General features: G+C 70.3%; 15 protein-coding genes. 9 read left to right on the forward strand and 6 right to left on the reverse strand.

Features of this window, described 5'->3' with window-relative positions:
* Positions 1 to 17 precede the first annotated feature (17 nt).
* The 3 genes from ROJ8625_RS13885 to ROJ8625_RS13895 are packed head-to-tail and all read left to right on the forward strand — an operon-like array spanning position 18 to position 2,349.
* Entirely contained in the window at positions 18 to 677 is a 660-nt protein-coding gene (locus ROJ8625_RS13885) for a Tim44/TimA family putative adaptor protein (protein WP_085792512.1), read from the forward strand.
* Positions 674 to 1,741, forward strand: a complete 1,068-nt coding sequence (mltA, locus tag ROJ8625_RS13890; RefSeq protein WP_085792513.1) for a murein transglycosylase A — start codon at positions 674 to 676, stop codon at positions 1,739 to 1,741. Before ROJ8625_RS13885 ends, mltA begins: the two co-directional genes overlap by 4 nt.
* Entirely contained in the window at positions 1,738 to 2,349 is a 612-nt protein-coding gene (locus tag ROJ8625_RS13895; RefSeq protein WP_085792514.1) for a Smr/MutS family protein, read from the forward strand. The genes mltA and ROJ8625_RS13895 overlap by 4 nt, the downstream gene beginning before the upstream one ends.
* A 7-nt stretch (positions 2,350 to 2,356) precedes the next feature.
* On the opposite strand, the gene ROJ8625_RS13900 is transcribed toward ROJ8625_RS13895, so the two are convergent.
* From ROJ8625_RS13900 to crtA, 5 genes are read right to left on the reverse strand one after another with little or no spacing between them, the layout of a single operon-like run.
* Entirely contained in the window at positions 2,357 to 3,595 is a 1,239-nt protein-coding gene (locus ROJ8625_RS13900; RefSeq protein ID WP_085792515.1) for an MFS transporter, read from the reverse strand.
* A 31-nt stretch (positions 3,596 to 3,626) separates the two neighbouring features.
* Entirely contained in the window at positions 3,627 to 4,493 is an 867-nt protein-coding gene (gene bchO, locus ROJ8625_RS13905; protein WP_085792516.1) for an alpha/beta fold hydrolase BchO, read from the reverse strand.
* 3 nt (positions 4,494 to 4,496) lie between these two features.
* Positions 4,497 to 6,173: a magnesium chelatase subunit D gene (locus tag ROJ8625_RS13910; RefSeq protein ID WP_085792517.1), complete on the reverse strand. Its 1,677-nt coding sequence runs from the start codon at positions 6,171 to 6,173 to the stop codon at positions 4,497 to 4,499.
* Positions 6,170 to 7,171: a magnesium chelatase ATPase subunit I gene (bchI, locus tag ROJ8625_RS13915; protein WP_085792518.1), complete on the reverse strand. Its 1,002-nt coding sequence runs from the start codon at positions 7,169 to 7,171 to the stop codon at positions 6,170 to 6,172. The genes ROJ8625_RS13910 and bchI overlap by 4 nt, the downstream gene beginning before the upstream one ends.
* Complete coding sequence (crtA, locus tag ROJ8625_RS13920) at positions 7,168 to 7,875, reverse strand: spheroidene monooxygenase (RefSeq protein ID WP_085792519.1); 708 nt, start codon at positions 7,873 to 7,875, stop codon at positions 7,168 to 7,170. The genes bchI and crtA overlap by 4 nt, the downstream gene beginning before the upstream one ends.
* Positions 7,876 to 8,022: 147 nt before the next feature.
* Between crtA and ROJ8625_RS13925 the strand changes: the two genes are divergently transcribed.
* Genes ROJ8625_RS13925 through tspO form a run of 3 tightly spaced genes read left to right on the forward strand, consistent with a single transcriptional unit; the run spans position 8,023 to position 11,051 of the window.
* On the forward strand, positions 8,023 to 9,537 hold the full coding sequence (locus ROJ8625_RS13925; RefSeq protein WP_143535141.1) for a phytoene desaturase: 1,515 nt from the start codon (positions 8,023 to 8,025) through the stop codon (positions 9,535 to 9,537).
* Complete coding sequence (crtB, locus tag ROJ8625_RS13930) at positions 9,534 to 10,571, forward strand: 15-cis-phytoene synthase (protein ID WP_085792521.1); 1,038 nt, start codon at positions 9,534 to 9,536, stop codon at positions 10,569 to 10,571. The genes ROJ8625_RS13925 and crtB overlap by 4 nt, the downstream gene beginning before the upstream one ends.
* Positions 10,572 to 10,577: 6 nt before the next feature.
* Entirely contained in the window at positions 10,578 to 11,051 is a 474-nt protein-coding gene (gene tspO, locus ROJ8625_RS13935) for a tryptophan-rich sensory protein TspO (RefSeq protein WP_085792522.1), read from the forward strand.
* Between the two features lie 3 nt (positions 11,052 to 11,054).
* On the opposite strand, the gene ROJ8625_RS13940 is transcribed toward tspO, so the two are convergent.
* Entirely contained in the window at positions 11,055 to 12,083 is a 1,029-nt protein-coding gene (locus tag ROJ8625_RS13940) for a histone deacetylase family protein (RefSeq protein WP_085792523.1), read from the reverse strand.
* 185 nt (positions 12,084 to 12,268) lie between these two features.
* On the opposite strand from ROJ8625_RS13940, the gene ROJ8625_RS13945 reads away from it, so the two are divergent.
* The 3 genes from ROJ8625_RS13945 to ROJ8625_RS13955 all read left to right on the forward strand — a co-directional run bounded on the left by ROJ8625_RS13945 (position 12,269) and on the right by ROJ8625_RS13955 (position 18,111).
* Entirely contained in the window at positions 12,269 to 12,853 is a 585-nt protein-coding gene (locus ROJ8625_RS13945) for a GFA family protein (RefSeq protein ID WP_159456775.1), read from the forward strand.
* 135 nt (positions 12,854 to 12,988) lie between these two features.
* The gene (locus ROJ8625_RS13950) at positions 12,989 to 15,442 is read left to right on the forward strand and encodes a calcium-binding protein (protein ID WP_085792525.1); all 2,454 of its coding nucleotides are present in this window, start codon (positions 12,989 to 12,991) and stop codon (positions 15,440 to 15,442) included.
* A 182-nt stretch (positions 15,443 to 15,624) separates the two neighbouring features.
* Positions 15,625 to 18,111, forward strand: coding sequence for a M10 family metallopeptidase (locus ROJ8625_RS13955; protein WP_159456776.1), 2,487 nt, complete (start codon positions 15,625 to 15,627; stop codon positions 18,109 to 18,111).
* The last annotated feature ends 7 nt before the right edge of the window (positions 18,112 to 18,118 follow it).

Genomic DNA, 18,118 nt, shown 5'->3' on the forward strand with positions numbered 1-18,118 from the left:
ACCCAATCGAGGCAGTGATGAATTCCCCGATGTTACAGCTTCTTGTCCTGGCGGGGATTGCCGTCTTCCTCATCCTGCGCCTGAAGAACGTCCTCGGCACGCGCGAGGGATACGAGAAGCCCCCGGCGCCGCCGCAGGGCCGCCAGACGACCGAACGGCGCGGCTTCGAGGTCATCGAGGGCGGGCCCGATCGAGATATCATCGATCACGTGCCCGAAGGCAGCGACAGCGCACGTGCCCTGTCGCAGATGAAGCAGGCCGAACCATCCTTCGGCGTGGCCGACTTCCTGTCGGGCGCCCGCGGCGCCTACGAGATGATCCTGATGGCATTCGAGCGCGGCAAGCTCGACGAGATCGAGCCGTTCCTCGCCCCCGACGTCTACGACAGCTTCGCCGAAGTCGTCGAGGCGCGCGAGGCGCAGGGCCTGACCATCGAGGCCGAATTCGTCGGCGTGCGCGAACTCACGCTGACCGAAGCCACCTTCGACACCACCACCCGCATGGCCGAAATCACCGTGCGCTACGTGGGTGAGCTGACGCAGGTCGTCAAAGACGCCGAGGGCAATGTGGTCGAGGGCAGCGCGAGCCAGGTGAAGCGGCAGAAGGATGTCTGGACCTTCGCCCGAACGATGGGCGCCGACGATCCGAACTGGCAACTGGTCGCCACGGGCGAATGACGTTTCGGCTCGGCGCAGCACTCCTCGCCGGGCTTTGGGCGATGTCCGCACCGTCCCTCTCCGCGTCGGAGCCTGAGCCACCCGTGCCGCCGCATCACCGCATCCTCGACTTTGCCGACCTCGATGGCTGGGCCGAGGACGATCACGCGGCCGCGCTGGACGCCTTTCTCGTCACCTGCGGCGACTTGCGCGATCCCGACTGGACGGCGCTCTGCGCCGCGGCCGCGGATCATCGCGATGTCGCGCGCCAGTTTTTCGAGCTTTTCTTTCGTCCGGTCGAGATCACCCACCACCGCACCGAGGCGCTGTTCACCGGGTATTTCGAGCCCGAACTGGACGGGGCGCCCCACGCCTCGCCCCGCTTCCGCTGGCCCGTCTACAGCCTGCCGCCCGAGGTTACCGGCGACGGCCCCTGGCTGTCGCGCCGGGAGATTCTGAGCACTGACGTCATGGCCGGCCGGGGCCTCGAGATCGCGTGGGTCGACGACCCGGTCGAGCTCTTTTTCCTGCAGATCCAGGGGTCCGGTCGCATCCGCTTTCCCGACGGGCGCGTCGTGCGTGTTGGCTACGGCGGGGCCAACGGTCACGACTACCGCTCGATCGGGCAGGAGCTCGTCCGCCGCGGCGTCTACGAGCCGCACCAGGTCTCGGCCGAGGTCATCAAGAACTGGGTGCGCCGAAACCCGGTCGAGGGCGAAGAGCTCCTGATGCACAACCCGGCCTACGTCTTCTTTCGCGAGGTCAGCGAAGTGCCGGCCGAACGCGGGCCGCTCGGCGCGATGAACCGCTCTGTCACGCCGCTGCGCACCGTCGCGGTCGATCCGGAGTACACGCCTCTCGGCGCGCCCGTCTGGATCGAAAAGGACGGCGCGGACCCGATGCGCCGCCTGATGATCGCGCAGGATACCGGCTCCGCCATCAAGGGCGCCCAGCGGGCCGACATCTTCGTCGGCACCGGCGCCGCGGCGGGGGACCGCGCCGGCACCTTCCGCGATCCCGGCCGCATGGTCGTTCTGCTGCCGATCCAGCGCGCCTACGCTCTGCTGCCGGATCTCGTTCAATGAAGGGGCGTCGCCCGCGCCGCGACGAACTCGAGCTTTGGTCCCAGGTCGCGCGCTCCGCCGAGCGGCTTCCCGGCCGCCCGAGACAGGCGCCGGAGTCCGACGCATCGAGCCGCAAGCCCCCTGATCAACCGTTCTCCAAGCCCGCGCCGAACCGCGAGGTTCCGGCGGACCTGCCACGCTTTCGCATCGGAGAACGGTCCCGCGATGCCTCCTCGGTATCCCTGCCGCGGTCGACGACCGAACGCCTCGGATCCGACCCGGTATCGATGGATGCCAAGGCCTTTGGCCGTCTGAAGCGGGGTAAGCTCGCGCCCGAGGCCCGGATCGACCTGCACGGCATGACGCTCGACGAGGCGCATCCCGCGCTGGTCGGGTTCATCCTGTCGTCCCACGCGCGCGGCCTGCGGCTCGTCCTCGTCATCACCGGCAAGGGCCAGCGCGAGGACCCCTACGATCCGATGCCGCGTCGGCGCGGCGTGCTCAAGACACAGGTTCCCGCATGGCTCAAGATGCCGCCGCTCGGCCCGGTCGTCCTGCAGGTGGCCGAGGCGCATATCCGCCACGGTGGAACCGGCGCCTATTACGTCTACCTGCGGCGCCGCGGTTGATTGCGGGTCAACCCGCCGCGCCCACGCGCGGCAACCCGCTCCGCCGCCGCACCAGCGCCAGCCCGGCCAGGATCGCGGCCGTCGCCGCAAGGAAATAGACCGCGACCCCGAGATACTGCGCCTCGATCCCGACGCCGAGATCGATCAGCGCACCGGTCAGGCCCGGGCCGATGGCGGTGCCCAGAACCATGATCGCCGTGCCCATCGACTTGATCGCGCCAAGGTGCCGCGTGCCGAAGAACTCGGCCCAGAGCGCGTTCGGCAGCGTCGCCTGCATCCCTTGCGTCAGCGCCATCAGCCCCAGGCCGACACCGGCCGTCCAGATCGCCCCGCCCGTGCCGAACGCGACGAAGGCCAGCGCCGCCGGCAGCAGGTAGACCGGCAGGATCCGCGCCGTCCCGAACCGGTCGATCGCCGCGCCGGAGCCCATCATCGCGGCCACTGTCACCACGGTGAACACCGGCATGAACGCGACGAAGTCGATCAGCCGCCAGCCTTTCACCTCGACGAAATGCACCTGCTGGAAAAACAGTGCCGTTCCGAAGGCCGGCGGCCCCAGGAGTCCGGGCGCGATCGCCCAGAACAGCGGATGGCGAAGGACTTCGGCGCGCCGCCAGTGGCGCCCGTCCATGCCCGCGGTCTCGCTCGTTTCCGTATGGCTTTGCGGTGTCCGTTCCTCCCGCAGAAGCCAGAGCAGAAGCGGCACGCCGCATAGCGCGAGGCCCGCGGCCAGGACCCAGTGCCAGCGCCAGTCCAGCACCGGCAGCAGAGCGACGAAGATCACCGGCAGGATCGCCTGTCCGGCCGTGACGCCGAGACCCGCGACCGACAGCGCGCGCCCGCGCGCCGCGACGAACCAACGCGACATCGACACCATCGCGATCAGGCCCATCATGCCCTGCCCGAAAAAGCGCAGCCCGAGGATCGCCGCCGGCAGCAACCACGCGCTCGACACGATCGCCATCCCGAGGCAGGCGAGCGCGAGGCAGACAAGGCCCACAGCGCCAAGCCCCCGGCTGCGGAACCTGTCGGTCAGGCCGCCCGCGCTCACCATCAGCGCCGCCGACACCGCGGTGGCGAGCGAATAGATCCCGCCCCACGCACCGTGGCTCAGTCCGAATTCCGCGCGGATGTCGCCGGCATAGACGGCGATGAAGAAGGTCTGGCCAAAGCTCGACAGGAATGTCAGCAGCCCGCCGGCACAGAGCCAGCGCGCGTTGTCGCGCAGGAAACGGATCAGCGTCATGCTACAGATCTCCGCCGCGGCGCGGCCGGGTTCAAGCGGAAACCGTCTCCGCCATGAACCGCTCGATCCGCTCGGCCGCCGCGTCGGGTGCCTCCTCGTGCGCGAGATGTCCGAGACCGGGCAGCGTCTCGCACCGTGCATCGGGCAGACGCGCCGCCGCCGCGCGCGCGCCGTCCGGCGGCACGGTGCGGTCGGTTTCGCCCAGGAGGATCAGCGTCGGCGCGTGAATCCCGGGAAGATCCTCGAGGAGCCCGGTCAGCGACCATTGCGACATCATCAGCAGCGCGCCCTCCACATGCGCGCGGTCGCGCAGAAGTCGCCGGTAATATCCGACGCCCTCGGCATCGAGCCGCGACCCCGTTCCGGCCAGAAGCGCCGCCGCGCGTTCTGGTGCGACCAGCGCCCCGCGCACGAGGCTGGTTGCAAAGGGCGTCATCGCGATCATCCGCGCGGCCATCGGAAACAGCAGCCCCGCCATCCCGCGAAACGGCTCCAGCGCCGGGTTGAACGCGACGATCCGCGGCGGCGTGTCCATCGCCGCGGCGAGCCGCAGCGCCACCGCTGCCCCGGCGGAATGCGCGACGATGCCCGCCGGCTGCCAGCCTTCATGCGCCATCAATCGTCCGAGGTCCTCGGCCATGAACGGCAGCGACGACCGGAACCGGGTGGCGATCCGGGTAAAGCCATGCCCGGGCAGATCGACCGCGATGCAGCGGTATCGGTCCGCCAGCCGGGGCATCACGTCGCGCCAGCTATGTGTCGATCCGCCGGCGCCGTGGAGAAACAAGAGGTCCGGCCCTTCGCCCATGACCTGCACGTGCCAGCGATGCGGGCGCACCGGGATCTGCCGCGAGCTTTCCGCATGCGGCCAGCCGGCCAGGTCGCGCGAAAAATCCACGCGTCAGACCCCCAGCGCCGCGTCGACGCCGCGCTTCATCGCCGCGGCGTCCGCACGCGGCAACGCGAGGTAGCCGAGGTCCATCCGGCCGGCCAGCGTCTCGAGCTCCGGCCGTGGCCGCGCGCCGGTGTCGATGACCACCCCGTCAAGGCCGCAGGCCCGCAGATGCCCCGCCATCGCCTCGGCATCGGCCATGGCCTGGGCACGTCCGGATCCCCCGGGCAGCGCGACATTTGCCCGCCCGTCCGTCAAGAGGGCCAGCGCCGGCGACTGGCCCGCCCGCCGGGCCCGCTCGGCCAACGCATGCACCGCGCGCAGCCCGGCCGCCAGCGGCGTGCCGCCGCCGCCCGGAAGCCCGGCGAGGCGCCGCTTGGCTTGAACCAGAGATCGCGTCGGTGGCAGCGAAACCTCCGCCCCCTCTCCGCGAAAGGTCACGAGAGCGACCCTGTCCCGGCGGGAATATGCCTCTGCCAACATGAGTTCGACCGCGCCCTTGGCCTCGGCGAGTCGCGCCATCGCCGCCGATCCCGACGCGTCGACGCAAAAGATCACCAGCCGCTCCGACCGGTCCTGGAACCGGCGCAGCCGCAGGTCGGACTTGCGGATGATGAGGCCCGGGCGGTCCGGATCGGCTGCGCGGCGCAGCCCCTGCCACGGCGCCGCCGCGCGCAGCGTCGCAACCACGTCGATCCGCGCGGTCGCCGATGGCGTGCCGGGCCGGGCAGGCAAGGGCCGGCCTCTCTGCGCCCCGCGGCGGCGCGCGCCCTGCCCGGCGCCGGACGGCGCATTGGCTTTCCGCGCGCGGCGCTGCGCCAGCAGGCCGGCCGGGAGCATCGCGCGCACCGCCTCGATCAGCATCTCCTGCGGGATCGTGTCGCCTTCGGCGGGGTCGCTGTCACCGTCGTCCGTTGTCTCGGGATCCGGCGGCGGATCGGAGGTCTCCTCGTCCGGTTCCTCGGACGGCAACCGGGTCGCACGGTGCGCGAAGACCAACGATACCGCGATCTCCAGGTCGTCGGATGTGACACTGTTCCGGCCCGAAAGCGCCGCATGCGCCCGGGCTGCCGCCGTGGCGAAGAGCGGTGCCCGCAGGCTGTCGATGCCGAGCGCGGCCGCCGTCGACACCAGCGTCGTCAGCGCATCGTCGGGCAGCGTGACGTCGCACAAGCGCGCCCGCGCCGCATCGCGCTCCGCGCTCGACAGCGCGATCTCGGCCATAGTTTCGGGCCGCAAACCGTCGAGGTCGCAGGCGAAGGCGGCGCGCTCGATCAACCGCTCGGGCGCGCGTTCGTCCTCGGTGCCTTCGTCGAGGATCAGGAGCGGACCGACCGCTCCGGCGTCGAGTGCCAGGGCCAGCCGCGCGGCGAGCCCGGGCCCGGTTCGCTCGGCCGATGTCAGCGTCAGCGCGCCGCCCCGTGCCAGCACTCCGTCGGCCGTGATCTTGCGACCCGCCGCGAGACTCGCGGCGATGTCGGTGCCGCCGTAGAGCGTCTCGTCCGCGATCCCGGGCGCGATACGTGGCGCGGCCGCCAGGTCGGGCGGCAGCGCGTCGAGGAACGCCGTTCGGGCGGGCCCGACCCGCGCGCGCAGGTGCATTCCGCCCAGCCGGGCCGGGTCGATCGTCAGGAGTGTCGCCGCAAGCTGTCCGGCGACCCAGACCTCCCCCGGCTCGTCCTTCATGCGAGCACGTCCTCCACCGCGCGCGCGACGCGGGCCGAGGATCCGGCCTCGTCCAGCGGATCGCGGCGCAGACGATGGCCGAGCGCCATCGGCGCGATCGCCCGGATATGGTCGCGCGCCACCGCCGACGCGCCATCATAGGCGGCCTTTGCGCGGGCCGCGCGCATCAGTGTCAGCTCTCCACGCAAGCCGTCGGACCCGAGCGTGACGCAGAGCTGCGCGCAATCGCGCAGCGCGGCGTCCGGCATCTCGGTTGCGGTCAAGCGCGCCCGCGCCGCCAGGATCGCTTCGCGGATCGCAAGGTCGCGCGGCGCCCACGCGGCGACGAAGCCCTCGGGATCGGTCTCGTAGGCGACGCGCCGGCGGATCACCTCGATCCGCTCCTCCATGTCTGTCGGCGACCCGACCTCCACCGACAGCCCGAACCTGTCGAGAAGCTGCGGACGAAGTTCGCCCTCTTCGGGGTTGCCCGAACCCACGAGAACGAACCGTGCGTCGTGGCGGACCGACAGGCCCTCGCGCTCGATCACGTTCTCGCCGGACTGGGCCACGTCCAGAAGCAGGTCGACCAAGTGATCCTCGAGCAGGTTCACCTCGTCGATATAGAGGTATCCGCGGTTGGCGCGCGCCAGCAGCCCGGGCTCGAACGCCTTTTCCCCGCGGGTCAGCGCGCGCTCGATGTCCAGCGCGCCGAGCACCCGGTCCTCGGTCGCGCCGAGCGGCAGGTCCACCACCGGCGTCGGCACCTCGCGCAGGTCGCCGCCCTGCCGTTCCCATTCGGCCAGACGCTCGGGCGATTCCGCATTGGTCAGGCTGCCCGCCACCACGGTGATCGGCGGCAGCAGCGCGGCGAGCGCGCGCACCGCGGTCGATTTCCCGGTCCCGCGGTCGCCGAAGACGAGAACCCCACCGATCCCCGGGTCGACCGCGGTCAAGAGCATCGCGGTCTTCATCTCCTGTTGCCCCACGAGGGCGGAAAACGGAAACGGGCGTGTCATGCGGAGCTCTCCATCGGAATACGCGGGCTTTGGCCGTCCCAGCTGCCGGTTTCGCCGGAGATGCGGAAGCGGGCATACAGTTCCTCGCGGAACCAGCCGCCTTCGCGCACCGCCGCGATCGCCGCGGCATGGGGGCCCGAGGCGCGGGCGAAGCGCGCCATCGCATCGGTGTCGGGCCAGACCGAAAAGGTGATTTGCTGCAGCAGCGGCACTTCGCCGATACCGATCTTGAACAGGACGTCGCGGTTGGCGCCGATCAGGCGCGACACGTCCGGTTGTTGTCGCCAGAACCGGGCCGCACGGCTCGGCCGGAGCGTGGCGCGGGTCAGAGCGGCGACCGGCCCGGCGCCGTCGTCGCGACGCGGCGAAAACGGCACCTCTCCGCTCCAGCGTCCGCGCGACTCGATCGGGTCGAGGAACAGCGTCCAGTGCTCCGTCGCCCGGCGGCGGTAGCGCGCCCAGAGCCGCGACGTGGTCACGTGGCGCCGCGCGGTATCCGCGTCCGGCCAGACCGCGAGGATGGCGTAGATGCCGGTATTGGGCACGGGCGTGAACCCCTCCCCGGTGCCGGATCCGCAGAGCTTCCAGAATTGCAGGTCGGGATGGCGCGAGAGGAACCAGCGCGCCTCGCCCATCATCCACAGCGCCCAGAGTCGCGACAGGACCGAGCGGTAGCGGAAAAGGCTCAGGCTGACGGTCTGCATCGCGGGTCTCGAAGCGCTCATGTCAATCAACACTGACACGTTTCCAGAGGCATGGGAACCCTTGCGGCAAGTTGTCAGCCGCGATTGTCAGGTCAGATTGACACGTGTAGGCTCCGAGTCATGACAGAGCTCGATCGCAGCCTTTCGATGGCCGAGGCCGCCACCCGCCCGCACGCGGCCGTCGTCGGCGCAGGCATCGGCGGGCTGGCCGCCGCGATGCGGCTCGGCGCGATGGGCTACCGCGTGACCGTGATCGACCGGCTCGACGTGCCGGGCGGTCGGGGCTCCGCGATCTGGAAGGACGGGCACCGCTTCGATCTCGGGCCGACGATCGTCACCGTCCCGCAATTGTTCAAGGAACTCTGGGCGGTCTGCGGACGGGACTTCCACGAGGATGTCGACCTTCGCCCGCTCGACCCGTTCTACGAAATCCGCTGGCCCGACGGCTCGCGCTTTTCGGCGCGGCAGGACACCGAGGCGATGCGCGAAGAGGTCCGCCGCCTGTCGCCCGGCGACCTCGCCGGCTACGACCGTTTTCTCGAAGACGCGGAGCGCCGCTACTGGATCGGGTTCGAGGATATCGGCCGCCGGTCCATGCACCGTTTCCGCGACCTTCTGGCGGTGCTGCCGATCTTCGCGCGGCTGCGCGCCGACCGGTCGGTCTACGGCCATGCCGCGCGGCGGGTGCGCGACGAACGGTTGCGCATGGCGCTGTCGTTCCATCCGCTGTTCATCGGCGGCGACCCGTTCCGCGTCACGTCGATGTACATCCTCGTCAGCTATCTCGAGAAGGAATTCGGTGTCCATTACGCGATGGGCGGCGTCGCCGAGATCGCGCGCGTCATGGCCGCGATCGTCGCGCGTCAGGGCGGACTCGTCCGGCTCGAGACGGAGGTGGACGAGATCGTCACCTCCGGGGGCCGCGCCAGCGGCGTGCGCCTGACGAGCGGAGAGGTCATCGACGCCGATATCGTCGTGTCAAACGCCGATTCTGGGCACACCTACTCGCGGCTGCTGCGCCGCACGGAGCGCCGCCGCTGGTCGGACCGCAAGCTCGGCCGCGCGCGCTGGTCGATGGGTCTTTATGTCTGGTATTTCGGCACCAAGGGAACGCGCGAGATGTGGCCCGACGTGGGCCACCACACGATCCTCAACGGACCGCGCTACGGTGGGCTCGTCCGCGACATCTTCCGCAAGGGCCGGCTGTCCGACGACATGTCGCTGTATATCCATCGGCCCAGCGTCACCGACCCGTCCGCCGCGCCCGAGGGCGACGACACGTTCTACGTGCTCTCGCCGGTTCCGCATCTCGGTCATGACGACCCGGTGGTGTGGGACACCGAGCGCGAGGTCTACCGCCAAAAGGTCGAAAAGGTGCTGGAGAGCGTGATCCCGGGCTTCGCCGACAGGCTCGGCCCGCAGCACGTGCTGACCCCGGTCGAGTTCGGCAGTCGCTACCTGGCGCCGCACGGCACAGGATTTTCCATCGAGCCGCGCATCCTGCAAAGCGCGTGGTTCCGCCCCCACAACGTGAGCGAGGAGATCGACGGGCTGTTCCTGACCGGTGCGGGAACGCATCCCGGCGCGGGCCTGCCCGGTGTCATCTCGTCCGCCGAGGTGCTGGCCCAGCTCGTTCCGGATCCCGCGGAGGTGTCGCGATGATCGCGCCCGACGACCTGACCGCCTGCCGAGAGGCGATCCGCCATGGCTCGCGGTCCTTTCATGCGGCCTCGCATCTGTTGCCGGCATCGGTGCGCGATCCCGCGATGGCGCTCTATGCGTTCTGCAGGCTGGCCGACGACGCTGTCGACCTGCAGGACGAGAAGGCCGCGGCGGTTCTGCGCCTCGCCGAGCGGCTCGACCGGGTCTATGCCGGCCGGCCGGACAACGCGCCGCCGGACCGCGCCTTCGCCGCCGTCGTCGAGACGTTCGAGATGCCGCGCGCCCTGCCCGAGGCGTTGCTCGAGGGACTGGCCTGGGATGCAACCGGCAACCGCTATGCCACGCTGTCCGATCTGACAGCCTATTCCGCGCGGGTGGCCGCCGCCGTGGGGGCGATGATGTGCGTTCTGATGCGCGTCCGTGATGCCGATGCGCTGGCCCGCGCCTGCGACCTCGGCGTCGCGATGCAGTTCACCAACATCGCGCGCGACGTGGGCGAGGACGCGCGCGCCGGCCGCCTCTACCTGCCGACCGACTGGTTCGACCGTGCCGGGATCGTGCCCGACGATTTCCTGGCGGCCCCGCACCCGACACCGCAGGTGCGTGCGATGGTGCGCGAGCTGGTCTTCCAGTCCAACCGGCTCTACTGGCGGGCCGAGGCCGGGGTGGCCGCGCTGCCCGCACAGAGCCGCCCGGGCATCTACGCCGCGCGCTTCATCTACGCCGGGATCGGCGATGCTGTCGCGAACGCCGATTGGGATTCGATCACGCACCGCGCCCGCACGCGCGGTCGCCAGAAACTCGGCTGGCTCTGCCTGTCGGCCACGCGCGCCGCGATCACCACGGTGATGCCGCGCTCGGCGGTTCTGTATGCGCGGCCCCTGCCCGAATGCGCCTTTCTCGTGGATGCCGCGGCGCGCCGCGCGCCGGTCTGGCAACGGCGCGAACCGGTGTTCGAGGGTCTGGCCCGCGCCGCCGAAACGCAGCGCGCCGCACGTGCCGCCTTGATACGGTCCTCTGCCCGCTCTAGCTGATCCGTCATGGTTTGGATCGCTTTCGGCATCTTCCTCGCCGCGTGCTTCGCGGCTGGCACCACCGGGGCGATCTTCCCGCCGGGGCAATGGTACCGCGACCTGTCGAAACCGTCCTGGACGCCGCCGGACTGGCTGTTCCCGGTCGCGTGGACCACGCTCTATATCTGCATGGCGACGGCAGGCGCGCGTGTCGCGGTCATGGATGGCAACGCCATCGCGATGGCGCTCTGGTCGCTTCAGATCGCGCTCAACGGGCTCTGGACCCCGGTCTTCTTCGGGCTGCGCAACATGCGCGGCGGCATGATCGTGCTCGTGGCGCTCTGGATTGCCGTTGCGAGCTGCATGGTCGCGCTCTGGCAGCTCGACGTGCTCGCAGGCCTTCTTTTCGTGCCCTATCTCGTCTGGGTCAGCGTCGCCGGCGCGCTCAACTTTTCGGTCATGCGCCGCAACCCCGACGCCGGGGCGCAACCGGCGGAGTGAGGCTCAGCCGGCGGCCGGAAGCCAGCCATCAAGGAACGCGGACAGCGCCGCGCCAAGGCTGTCCGACAGGTAGCCGCCCTCCTGCACCAGGACCGTCGGCAGCCCGAGATCGGCGATCAATCCCGCCGCGCGCGTGAACCCGGCATCCCCGACGCGCATGCCCTTCAGGGGATCGTCCCGGTGCGAATCGAGCCCGAGGCTGAGGATCAGAGCACCCGGCGCGAACGCGGCGATACGCTCGAGCCCCGTCGCGATGGCACGGCACCATGCCTCGTCTTCCGTGCTCTGGGGCAGCGGCAGGTTGAGCGTCGCGCCGTCGCCGTCACCGTGCCCGGTCTCATCGGCGTAGCCGGTGAAGAACGGGTAGTAGTTGTCGGTCTCGGTGTGCACCGACACGAAGAGGACGTCCCCACGCTCGTAGAAGATGTCCTGCGTGCCATTGCCGTGATGAGTGTCGATATCGAGAATTGCCACCCTCTCGTGCGCGGTGCGCATCCGCGCCGCCGCGATCGCCGACACGTTCAGAAGGCAATGACCTGCCGCCACCTCGGCACTCGTGTGATGTCCCGGCGGCCGGCAGAGCGCGTAGGACGACCGCGCGCCCGCGATGACCGTGTCCGCGGCGGCGAGGGCGCAATCGGCCGCGCGGCGCGTGGCCCGCCAGCTGCCGGGCCCGATCGGCGCCGACACGTCGCCGGCGTGCCAGCCCGCGCGACCGACGATGCTGTCGGGGTATCTCTGCGTCCCGAGCCGCGGAAATGTGTTGGGGATGATTTCTTCGGCCGCGTTCGGAAGCTGATGCCACGCGTCCCACGCGGTTTCGAGGTAGTCCAGAAACCGCGCGGTGTGCACGGCCTCGAGCGCGCTGCGATCGTGCTCCGGCGGCGCCTCCGCGCTTAGCCCGGCGCGCGCGGCGGCGGCCAGCAGCAGGCGCGCGCGCTCCGGCCTCTCCGCGTTGGCCTGCACCCGGCCGAAGGTCAGCCGGAACGCCGGGTCGTGCGCATCGGTTTCTGTGGCGTGAAAGGTGCGCACCGGCTCGGGTCCTCCGCTTGGGTCGTTCGATCAGAGAACGCCCGCCGGAGGCGATGGTCAACCGCGTGCGGCGGCTTCAAAGCCGGCGCAGGCCGGGATAAGGGTGCGCTCGAAACAGGGCGGCGCGACGGGCGCCAGGACACGGGGAAGTCGTTTTGGGGGTGAGACAAAGGCTCCGCGCCGTCTTGAGGACCGGGCCCGGCGACGTGTCGCTGCACCCGGCGGTCGATGCCGGACGCCGGTCCGCGACGCGCGGGTTCGACGGCGGCACGCTGCGGTGTCGCTGTCCCGAAGCGCCGGTCCTGGTGGCGGTTCGCGCGCGGCCCATTCACGTGCGGCTCTGCGGTTGCACCCGATGCTGGCGGACCGAAGGCACGCTCTTCGCGCTCGCCGCGACCGTGCCCGCTGACGCGATCGAGGTGATTGCCGAGGGCGGAAAGCTCGAAATCGTCGATCCCTCCGTGCCGATCCATCGCTACACCTGCGTTCACTGCGAAACGCACATGTACGGCGAGGTGGAGCCCAAGCGTCATCCCTTTGCGGGCGAGGCGCTCATCCACCCCGAGCTCTTCGAGACGCCGGGCTGGCCACCGCCGACCTGCGCCACGTTCTGCGCTTCGACGATCGATGGCGGCCTGCCGCCCGAAAAGCTGCCCGCGATCCGCGCGCGCCTCGCGGCGCTGCGCCTGCCGGCCTACGATTGTCACGCTCCCGACCGGATGGAGCAGATCGCGGCCTTCCGCGCGCGTGAGGCCGGACTGCTGCCCTGATCGAGGAGCGCCGGCCGGCTCGATTTTAGGCGCATCGGATCGAACCTCCGCCGCGCCGCCACAATCCGTCCCCGACCGCGCACGCGTGCGCCCCGATTGTCTCCGCGTGGGAAACATCTGGGGTGAGGGACGGTCATGCCGATCGCCTTCTGGGCTTCGGGCCGCGTGTCCGGAGAAGGGCTTGGCACGCCTGCCGGGCCGGTGGCGCTCAGCGTCGTGGAGAGCGGCGGCGCCACGGCGATCGCCGTGGCCGATCACGTCTTCGGCGGTACGATCACGTTGAACCGCGAGAGCGGCGGGCTGGTACGCGCGCCGGGTATCGACGGCCACGGCGGCGGAACGCTGCGGCCAGTCGATCTCGGCGGCACGACGGAGCGTCTGCCGCAGGCGGTGATCGACACCGCGTTGGCGCATCTCGACGCGGGCGGCGGCACCGGGCAGGCAACGTATCTTGCCCCCGGCGGCCGCGCCGCGGACCGCGCCACCGTGGTCGCGGCCCATACCGAGAGCGGCTCGGTCCTCTTCGTCGCCCTGGCCGATGGCTCTGGCATCGCAGCGGTCACGCTGTCGTCGTCGGGCCGTCCGACGAGCACGCGGATGCTGACCGACACCGGCGCGCGCAATGTCGATGCGGTGGCGGACCTCGCACTGATCGAGACGGGGCAGGGCACCTTTCTCTACGCCGGGTCGGCCACCGAACACGGGATCAGCGGCTTCCGCGTGACCGCTTCGGGCGCGCTGCAGGACGCCGATCACCTCGGCATGATGGACGGCCTTCCGATCACCACCGTGTCCGCGCTCGCACCGGCGTCGACCGGCGGCCGGGATTTCCTGATCGTCGCCGCGTCCGGATCGTCCAGCCTGTCGGTCCTGTCGGTCGCCCCGAACGGGCGCCTTACCGCCACCGACCAGGTGATCGACACGCGCGACAGCCGGTTTCAGGGGGCCACGCTCGTCGAGACGGTCACCGTCGCCGGCCAGGTCTTCGTCACCGCGGCGGGCATGGACGAGGGGCTGACGCTCTTTCGCCTGACCGCCGAGGGCCGGCTCGTGCATGTCGCCACGCTGATCGAGGACGGCAGCGGCCGGCTCGACGACATCGTGGCGCTCGCGGCTCTGCCGACAGCGACCGGTGCGATTGTCGCCACGCGCGCAGAGGGCGCGCCGGGCGTGCACCTCTTCACCCTCGATATCGGCACGCCGGGCAGCGTGGCGCGGGTGGCGTCCGGCACGCTGTCGGGAACGCCCGGGGCCGATCTGCTGTCGCTCGGGGCCGGGTCCGGCACGCTCGCCGGCGGGGCCGGCGACGACGTGCTGAGCGACGGCGCCGGGTCTGACACGTTGCGCGGCGGGGCCGGGCACGACACCTTCGTCCTGACGCCGGACGGCCGGCCGGACACCATCGCCGATGTGCGCGTGGGCCACGACCTGATCGACCTCTCGGCGTTTCCGTTCCTCTACGAGGTCGACCGCATGGCCGTCGCGCCCACGCCGACCGGCGCAGTGCTGCGCGTCGGCGGCGAGGATCTTCGCCTTTACTCCGCCGATGGCACGACGCTGACTGCGGCACATGTCGCAGCGCTCGTCACACTCGACACCCACCACGTGTCGGTGACGTCCGGGCCGATCACGATCGCCACGCCGGAGCCGACGCCCGATCCGTTCCCCGACAGCGTGCCGCGCCCCGTCATGCCTGACGATCCCGCGGGTCCGTCCGGCCCTTCCGGCGGGCCCGGCGACGGCGGCGCGGGCGCCAGCGTCCTGCGCGGCACCGATGGCGCCGATCGTATCGTCGGCACCGCCTGGGCCGACACCCTCGCCGGTTTGTCCGGGCCGGATACCCTGATCGGCGCGGGCGGCAACGACGTGATCGCCGCGTCTGACGGCGATGACAGGGTCGAGGGCGGCGAAGGCCGCGACAATATCGGCGGCGGCACCGGCGACGACACGCTGCTCGGGCAGGGCGGGCGCGACACCCTCGGCGGTGGCTACGGCGACGACAGGCTGGAGGGCGGATGGGACCACGATGTCATGGCCGCCGGCCCCGGCGCCGACCTTCTCATCGGCGGGCCGGGCGACGACACGATGGGCGCGGGCTACCAGCACGACACCGTTCAGGGGAATGGCGGCGCCGATTCGATCGGCGGCGGCACCGGGCGCGACATGCTCGCGGGCCATGACGGCGACGACGCCATCGGCGGCGGAGAGGGCGACGATACCGTCAAGGGCGGTGCGGGCGACGACTTTCTCGCCGGCGGTGGCCGCGACGACCGGGTCGAGGGTGGCCCCGGCGCAGACCGTCTGAACGGCGGGGCCGGCAACGACGTGCTCGAGGGCGGGCCCGGCGCGGATCGCTTCGTTTTCAATACCTTCGTCGACGGAGAGCGCGACGTGATCGTGGATTTCGAACCCGGTGTCGACCGCCTCGCGCTGCGCGGCGTTCCGGGCGAAGGCCTCGCCGGCAAGATGGCGGCGCTCACGATCGAGGCGGCGGACGGCGGCGCCAGGGTCGTCATCGACGGGCATGCCATCGTTCTGAACGGTGTCACGCCCGACACGATGCTGCCGCAAGAATTCCTTTTCCTCTGAGTGGTACCCGGAAATGGGCAAGTGAGCGCCCCGGCAACACCACGAATCAGCCCGATTGAATGTGGATTGTCTGAACGGAACCCGAATCGCTATTCTCGGCCCAAGCCGCGCAAAGCGGCAGTCGAGCAGAAAAATGGACGAATAAGCCAATGTGCAACATTTGCCAGTCGCTTGACTCCGTCATGCGCGACGCCGCCACGGGCGCGGCCGTGACCTACCCCACCATCGGCGGCACCGCCGGCATCCTCGCCTCGGACGAAGCGGTCGGGACGACCACCGAGCAAGGCGATGCCGCTTCGGGTCGCGGCACCAGCGCCTCGCTCGACGTGGGCGAGATCTTCCAGGGCGAGATCGACCGCAACGATGCGAGCGACTGGATGGCCGTCGATCTGGAAGCGGGCGAAAGCTACGTCTTCCTCGCATGGGGCACGGGCGGATCCTCGGACGGCCTCGACGACACCATGCTGACGCTGCGCAACGGCGGCGGGTCGGAGATCGCGTCCAACGACGACATGGGTGGCGGCAACCTGTTCTCGGCGATCGAGTACACCGCTCAGAGCTCCGGCACGTATTACGTCGACGTTTCCGGCGCGAGCGGAGAGCGCGGCGAGTACAAGGTCATCGCCTCGCCGGCCGAGGCCAGCATCGAGACCGCGGCGATCTACCTGAGCGAGATCGAGTGGGGTGCGCCCACGCCGATCCGCTTCGAGAACACGAATATCAGCGTCGACCTCTCGGGCCTGACGAGCCAGGCGCAACAGCTCGCGCGCTGGGCCCTCGACGCCTGGGAAGAGGTGAGCCCGCTGCGCTTCACCGAGACGACGCGTTCGGCCGACATCGTCTTCGACGACAACTCCAGCGGCGCGTTTGCCGGCCCGAGCTACTACTACCTCGACAGCGGCATCAACGAGAAGTCGAACGTCAACGTCTCGACCAGCTGGACGGATCAATACGGCACCAGCCGGGACAGCTACAGTTTCGAAACCTTCGTGCACGAGATCGGCCATGCGCTCGGCCTCGGGCACCTCGGCCCGTATTCGGGCAGCATCGACTTCGATACCGACGCGCTCTTCGCCAACGATTCCACGCTCCTGTCGGTAATGAGCTACTTCGAGCCGGACGAGAACCCGAACGTCCCCGCGGACGACGTGACCGCGCTGACCCCGATGCTGGCCGACATCGCCGCCATCCAGAAGCTCTACGGCGGGACCACGGCCCATACCGGCAACACCACCTGGGGTGCGAACTCCAATGTCGGCGGCGCGCTCGGCACCGCCTTCGCGATCCTCTACGACGGCGCCTCCGCGCCCGGCGGGTTCTGGGACGACGGCAAGGTCACCTACACGATCTTCGACACCGGCGGCATCGACAAGATCGACCTCTCGACGGTCGGCGTCTCTCAGGAGCTGCACCTCGGCGCCGGTAGCGTGTCGGATGTCGGCGGCATCAAGGGCGGCCTCGCCATCGCGGCCGGCACCGTGATCGAGAACGCGGCAACCGGCGCCGGCAACGACCTGATCGTCGGCAACAATGCGAACAACCAGCTTCAGGGCGGCCGCGGCAACGACACGATCTACGGCGGGCTAGGCACCGATACCGCGATATTCGGCGTCACGCTGGCCTCTGCCACCGCGGTGGCCGAGGGGCAGGGGGTTCGCATCACCTCCGATGCGGGCAACGACTACCTCGAAGGCGTGGAACGCTTTGCCTTCACCGACGGCACGGTCACCCGCGCGCAGCTCCTAGAGCAGAGCCAGCCCGAACCGGAGCCACAGCCACAGCCGAAGCCGGAACCCGAGCCCGAACCGACGCCGAGCCGCCCCGGCTCGCTCGTTGCCGGAACCGAGGGCAACGACACGCTGACCGGCACCGGCAACGACGACACGCTGGCCGGCGGCGAGGGGTCGGACTCGCTGATCGCCGGTGGCGGCCATGACCAGATCGCCGGCTCCGACGGGAACGACACGATCCGCGCAGGCGCCGGAAACGACAACATCGGCGGCGGCACCGGCCGCGACAGCATCGATGCCGGCGACGGCAACGATACCGTCGGCGGCGGCTTCGACGAGGACAGCATCTTCGGCGGCCACGGTCACGACGTGCTCGCTGGCGGCGCCGGAGAGGACATCCTCCGCGGCGGCACCGGCGACGACACGGCCGGCGCCAGCTACGGCCACGACGAACTCTACGGCAACGCGGGTGACGACAGCCTCGGCGGCGGCTTCGGCCGCGACACCATCAACGGCGATGGCGGCAACGACGATATCGGCGGCGGTGAGGGCAACGACGTCATCGACGGCGGGTCCGGCAACGACTTCGTCGCCGGGGGCGGTCGCCACGACGTCGTGCGCGGCGGCGACGGCAACGACCGTTTGAACGGGGGCGAAGGCAACGACACCCTCACCGGCGGCAACGGCGCCGACATGTTCCTGTTCAACGACATGATCGAGGGAGAGCGCGACATCATCACCGATTTCGAGCTCGGCTTCGACAGCATGCGCATCAGCGGGGTCGAGAACGCGCCGGGCTCGGGCCTGGCCGGGTATCTCGACGCGCTCGATCCGCGCGACACGGCTGACGGCGCGGTCCTGAGCTTCAACGGACATGAAATCCTCCTTGCCGGGGTCGACGCCGATGACCTCGATCTCGGAGACTTCGTCTTCGTGTGACTTACGC

This window comes from Roseivivax jejudonensis, assembly GCF_900172265.1.
GTDB classification, from domain to species: Bacteria; Pseudomonadota; Alphaproteobacteria; order Rhodobacterales; family Rhodobacteraceae; genus Roseivivax; species Roseivivax jejudonensis.

Excerpts from the sequence above, each read along its gene's own strand:
- ROJ8625_RS13925 (WP_143535141.1), top strand. The coding sequence starts at position 8,023 with ATGGCCGAGGCCGCCACCCGCCCGCACGCGGCCGTCGTCGGCGCAGGC.
- ROJ8625_RS13950 (WP_085792525.1), top strand. The coding sequence starts at position 12,989 with ATGCCGATCGCCTTCTGGGCTTCGGGCCGCGTGTCCGGAGAAGGGCTT.
- ROJ8625_RS13895 (WP_085792514.1), top strand. The coding sequence starts at position 1,738 with ATGAAGGGGCGTCGCCCGCGCCGCGACGAACTCGAGCTTTGGTCCCAG.
- ROJ8625_RS13910 (WP_085792517.1), bottom strand. The coding sequence starts at position 6,173 with ATGAAGGACGAGCCGGGGGAGGTCTGGGTCGCCGGACAGCTTGCGGCG.
- ROJ8625_RS13900 (WP_085792515.1), bottom strand. The coding sequence starts at position 3,595 with ATGACGCTGATCCGTTTCCTGCGCGACAACGCGCGCTGGCTCTGTGCC.
- tspO (WP_085792522.1), top strand. The coding sequence starts at position 10,578 with ATGGTTTGGATCGCTTTCGGCATCTTCCTCGCCGCGTGCTTCGCGGCT.
- mltA (WP_085792513.1), top strand. The coding sequence starts at position 674 with ATGACGTTTCGGCTCGGCGCAGCACTCCTCGCCGGGCTTTGGGCGATG.
- crtA (WP_085792519.1), bottom strand. The coding sequence starts at position 7,875 with ATGCAGACCGTCAGCCTGAGCCTTTTCCGCTACCGCTCGGTCCTGTCG.
- bchI (WP_085792518.1), bottom strand. The coding sequence starts at position 7,171 with ATGACACGCCCGTTTCCGTTTTCCGCCCTCGTGGGGCAACAGGAGATG.
- crtB (WP_085792521.1), top strand. The coding sequence starts at position 9,534 with ATGATCGCGCCCGACGACCTGACCGCCTGCCGAGAGGCGATCCGCCAT.
- ROJ8625_RS13885 (WP_085792512.1), top strand. The coding sequence starts at position 18 with ATGAATTCCCCGATGTTACAGCTTCTTGTCCTGGCGGGGATTGCCGTC.
- ROJ8625_RS13955 (WP_159456776.1), top strand. The coding sequence starts at position 15,625 with ATGCGCGACGCCGCCACGGGCGCGGCCGTGACCTACCCCACCATCGGC.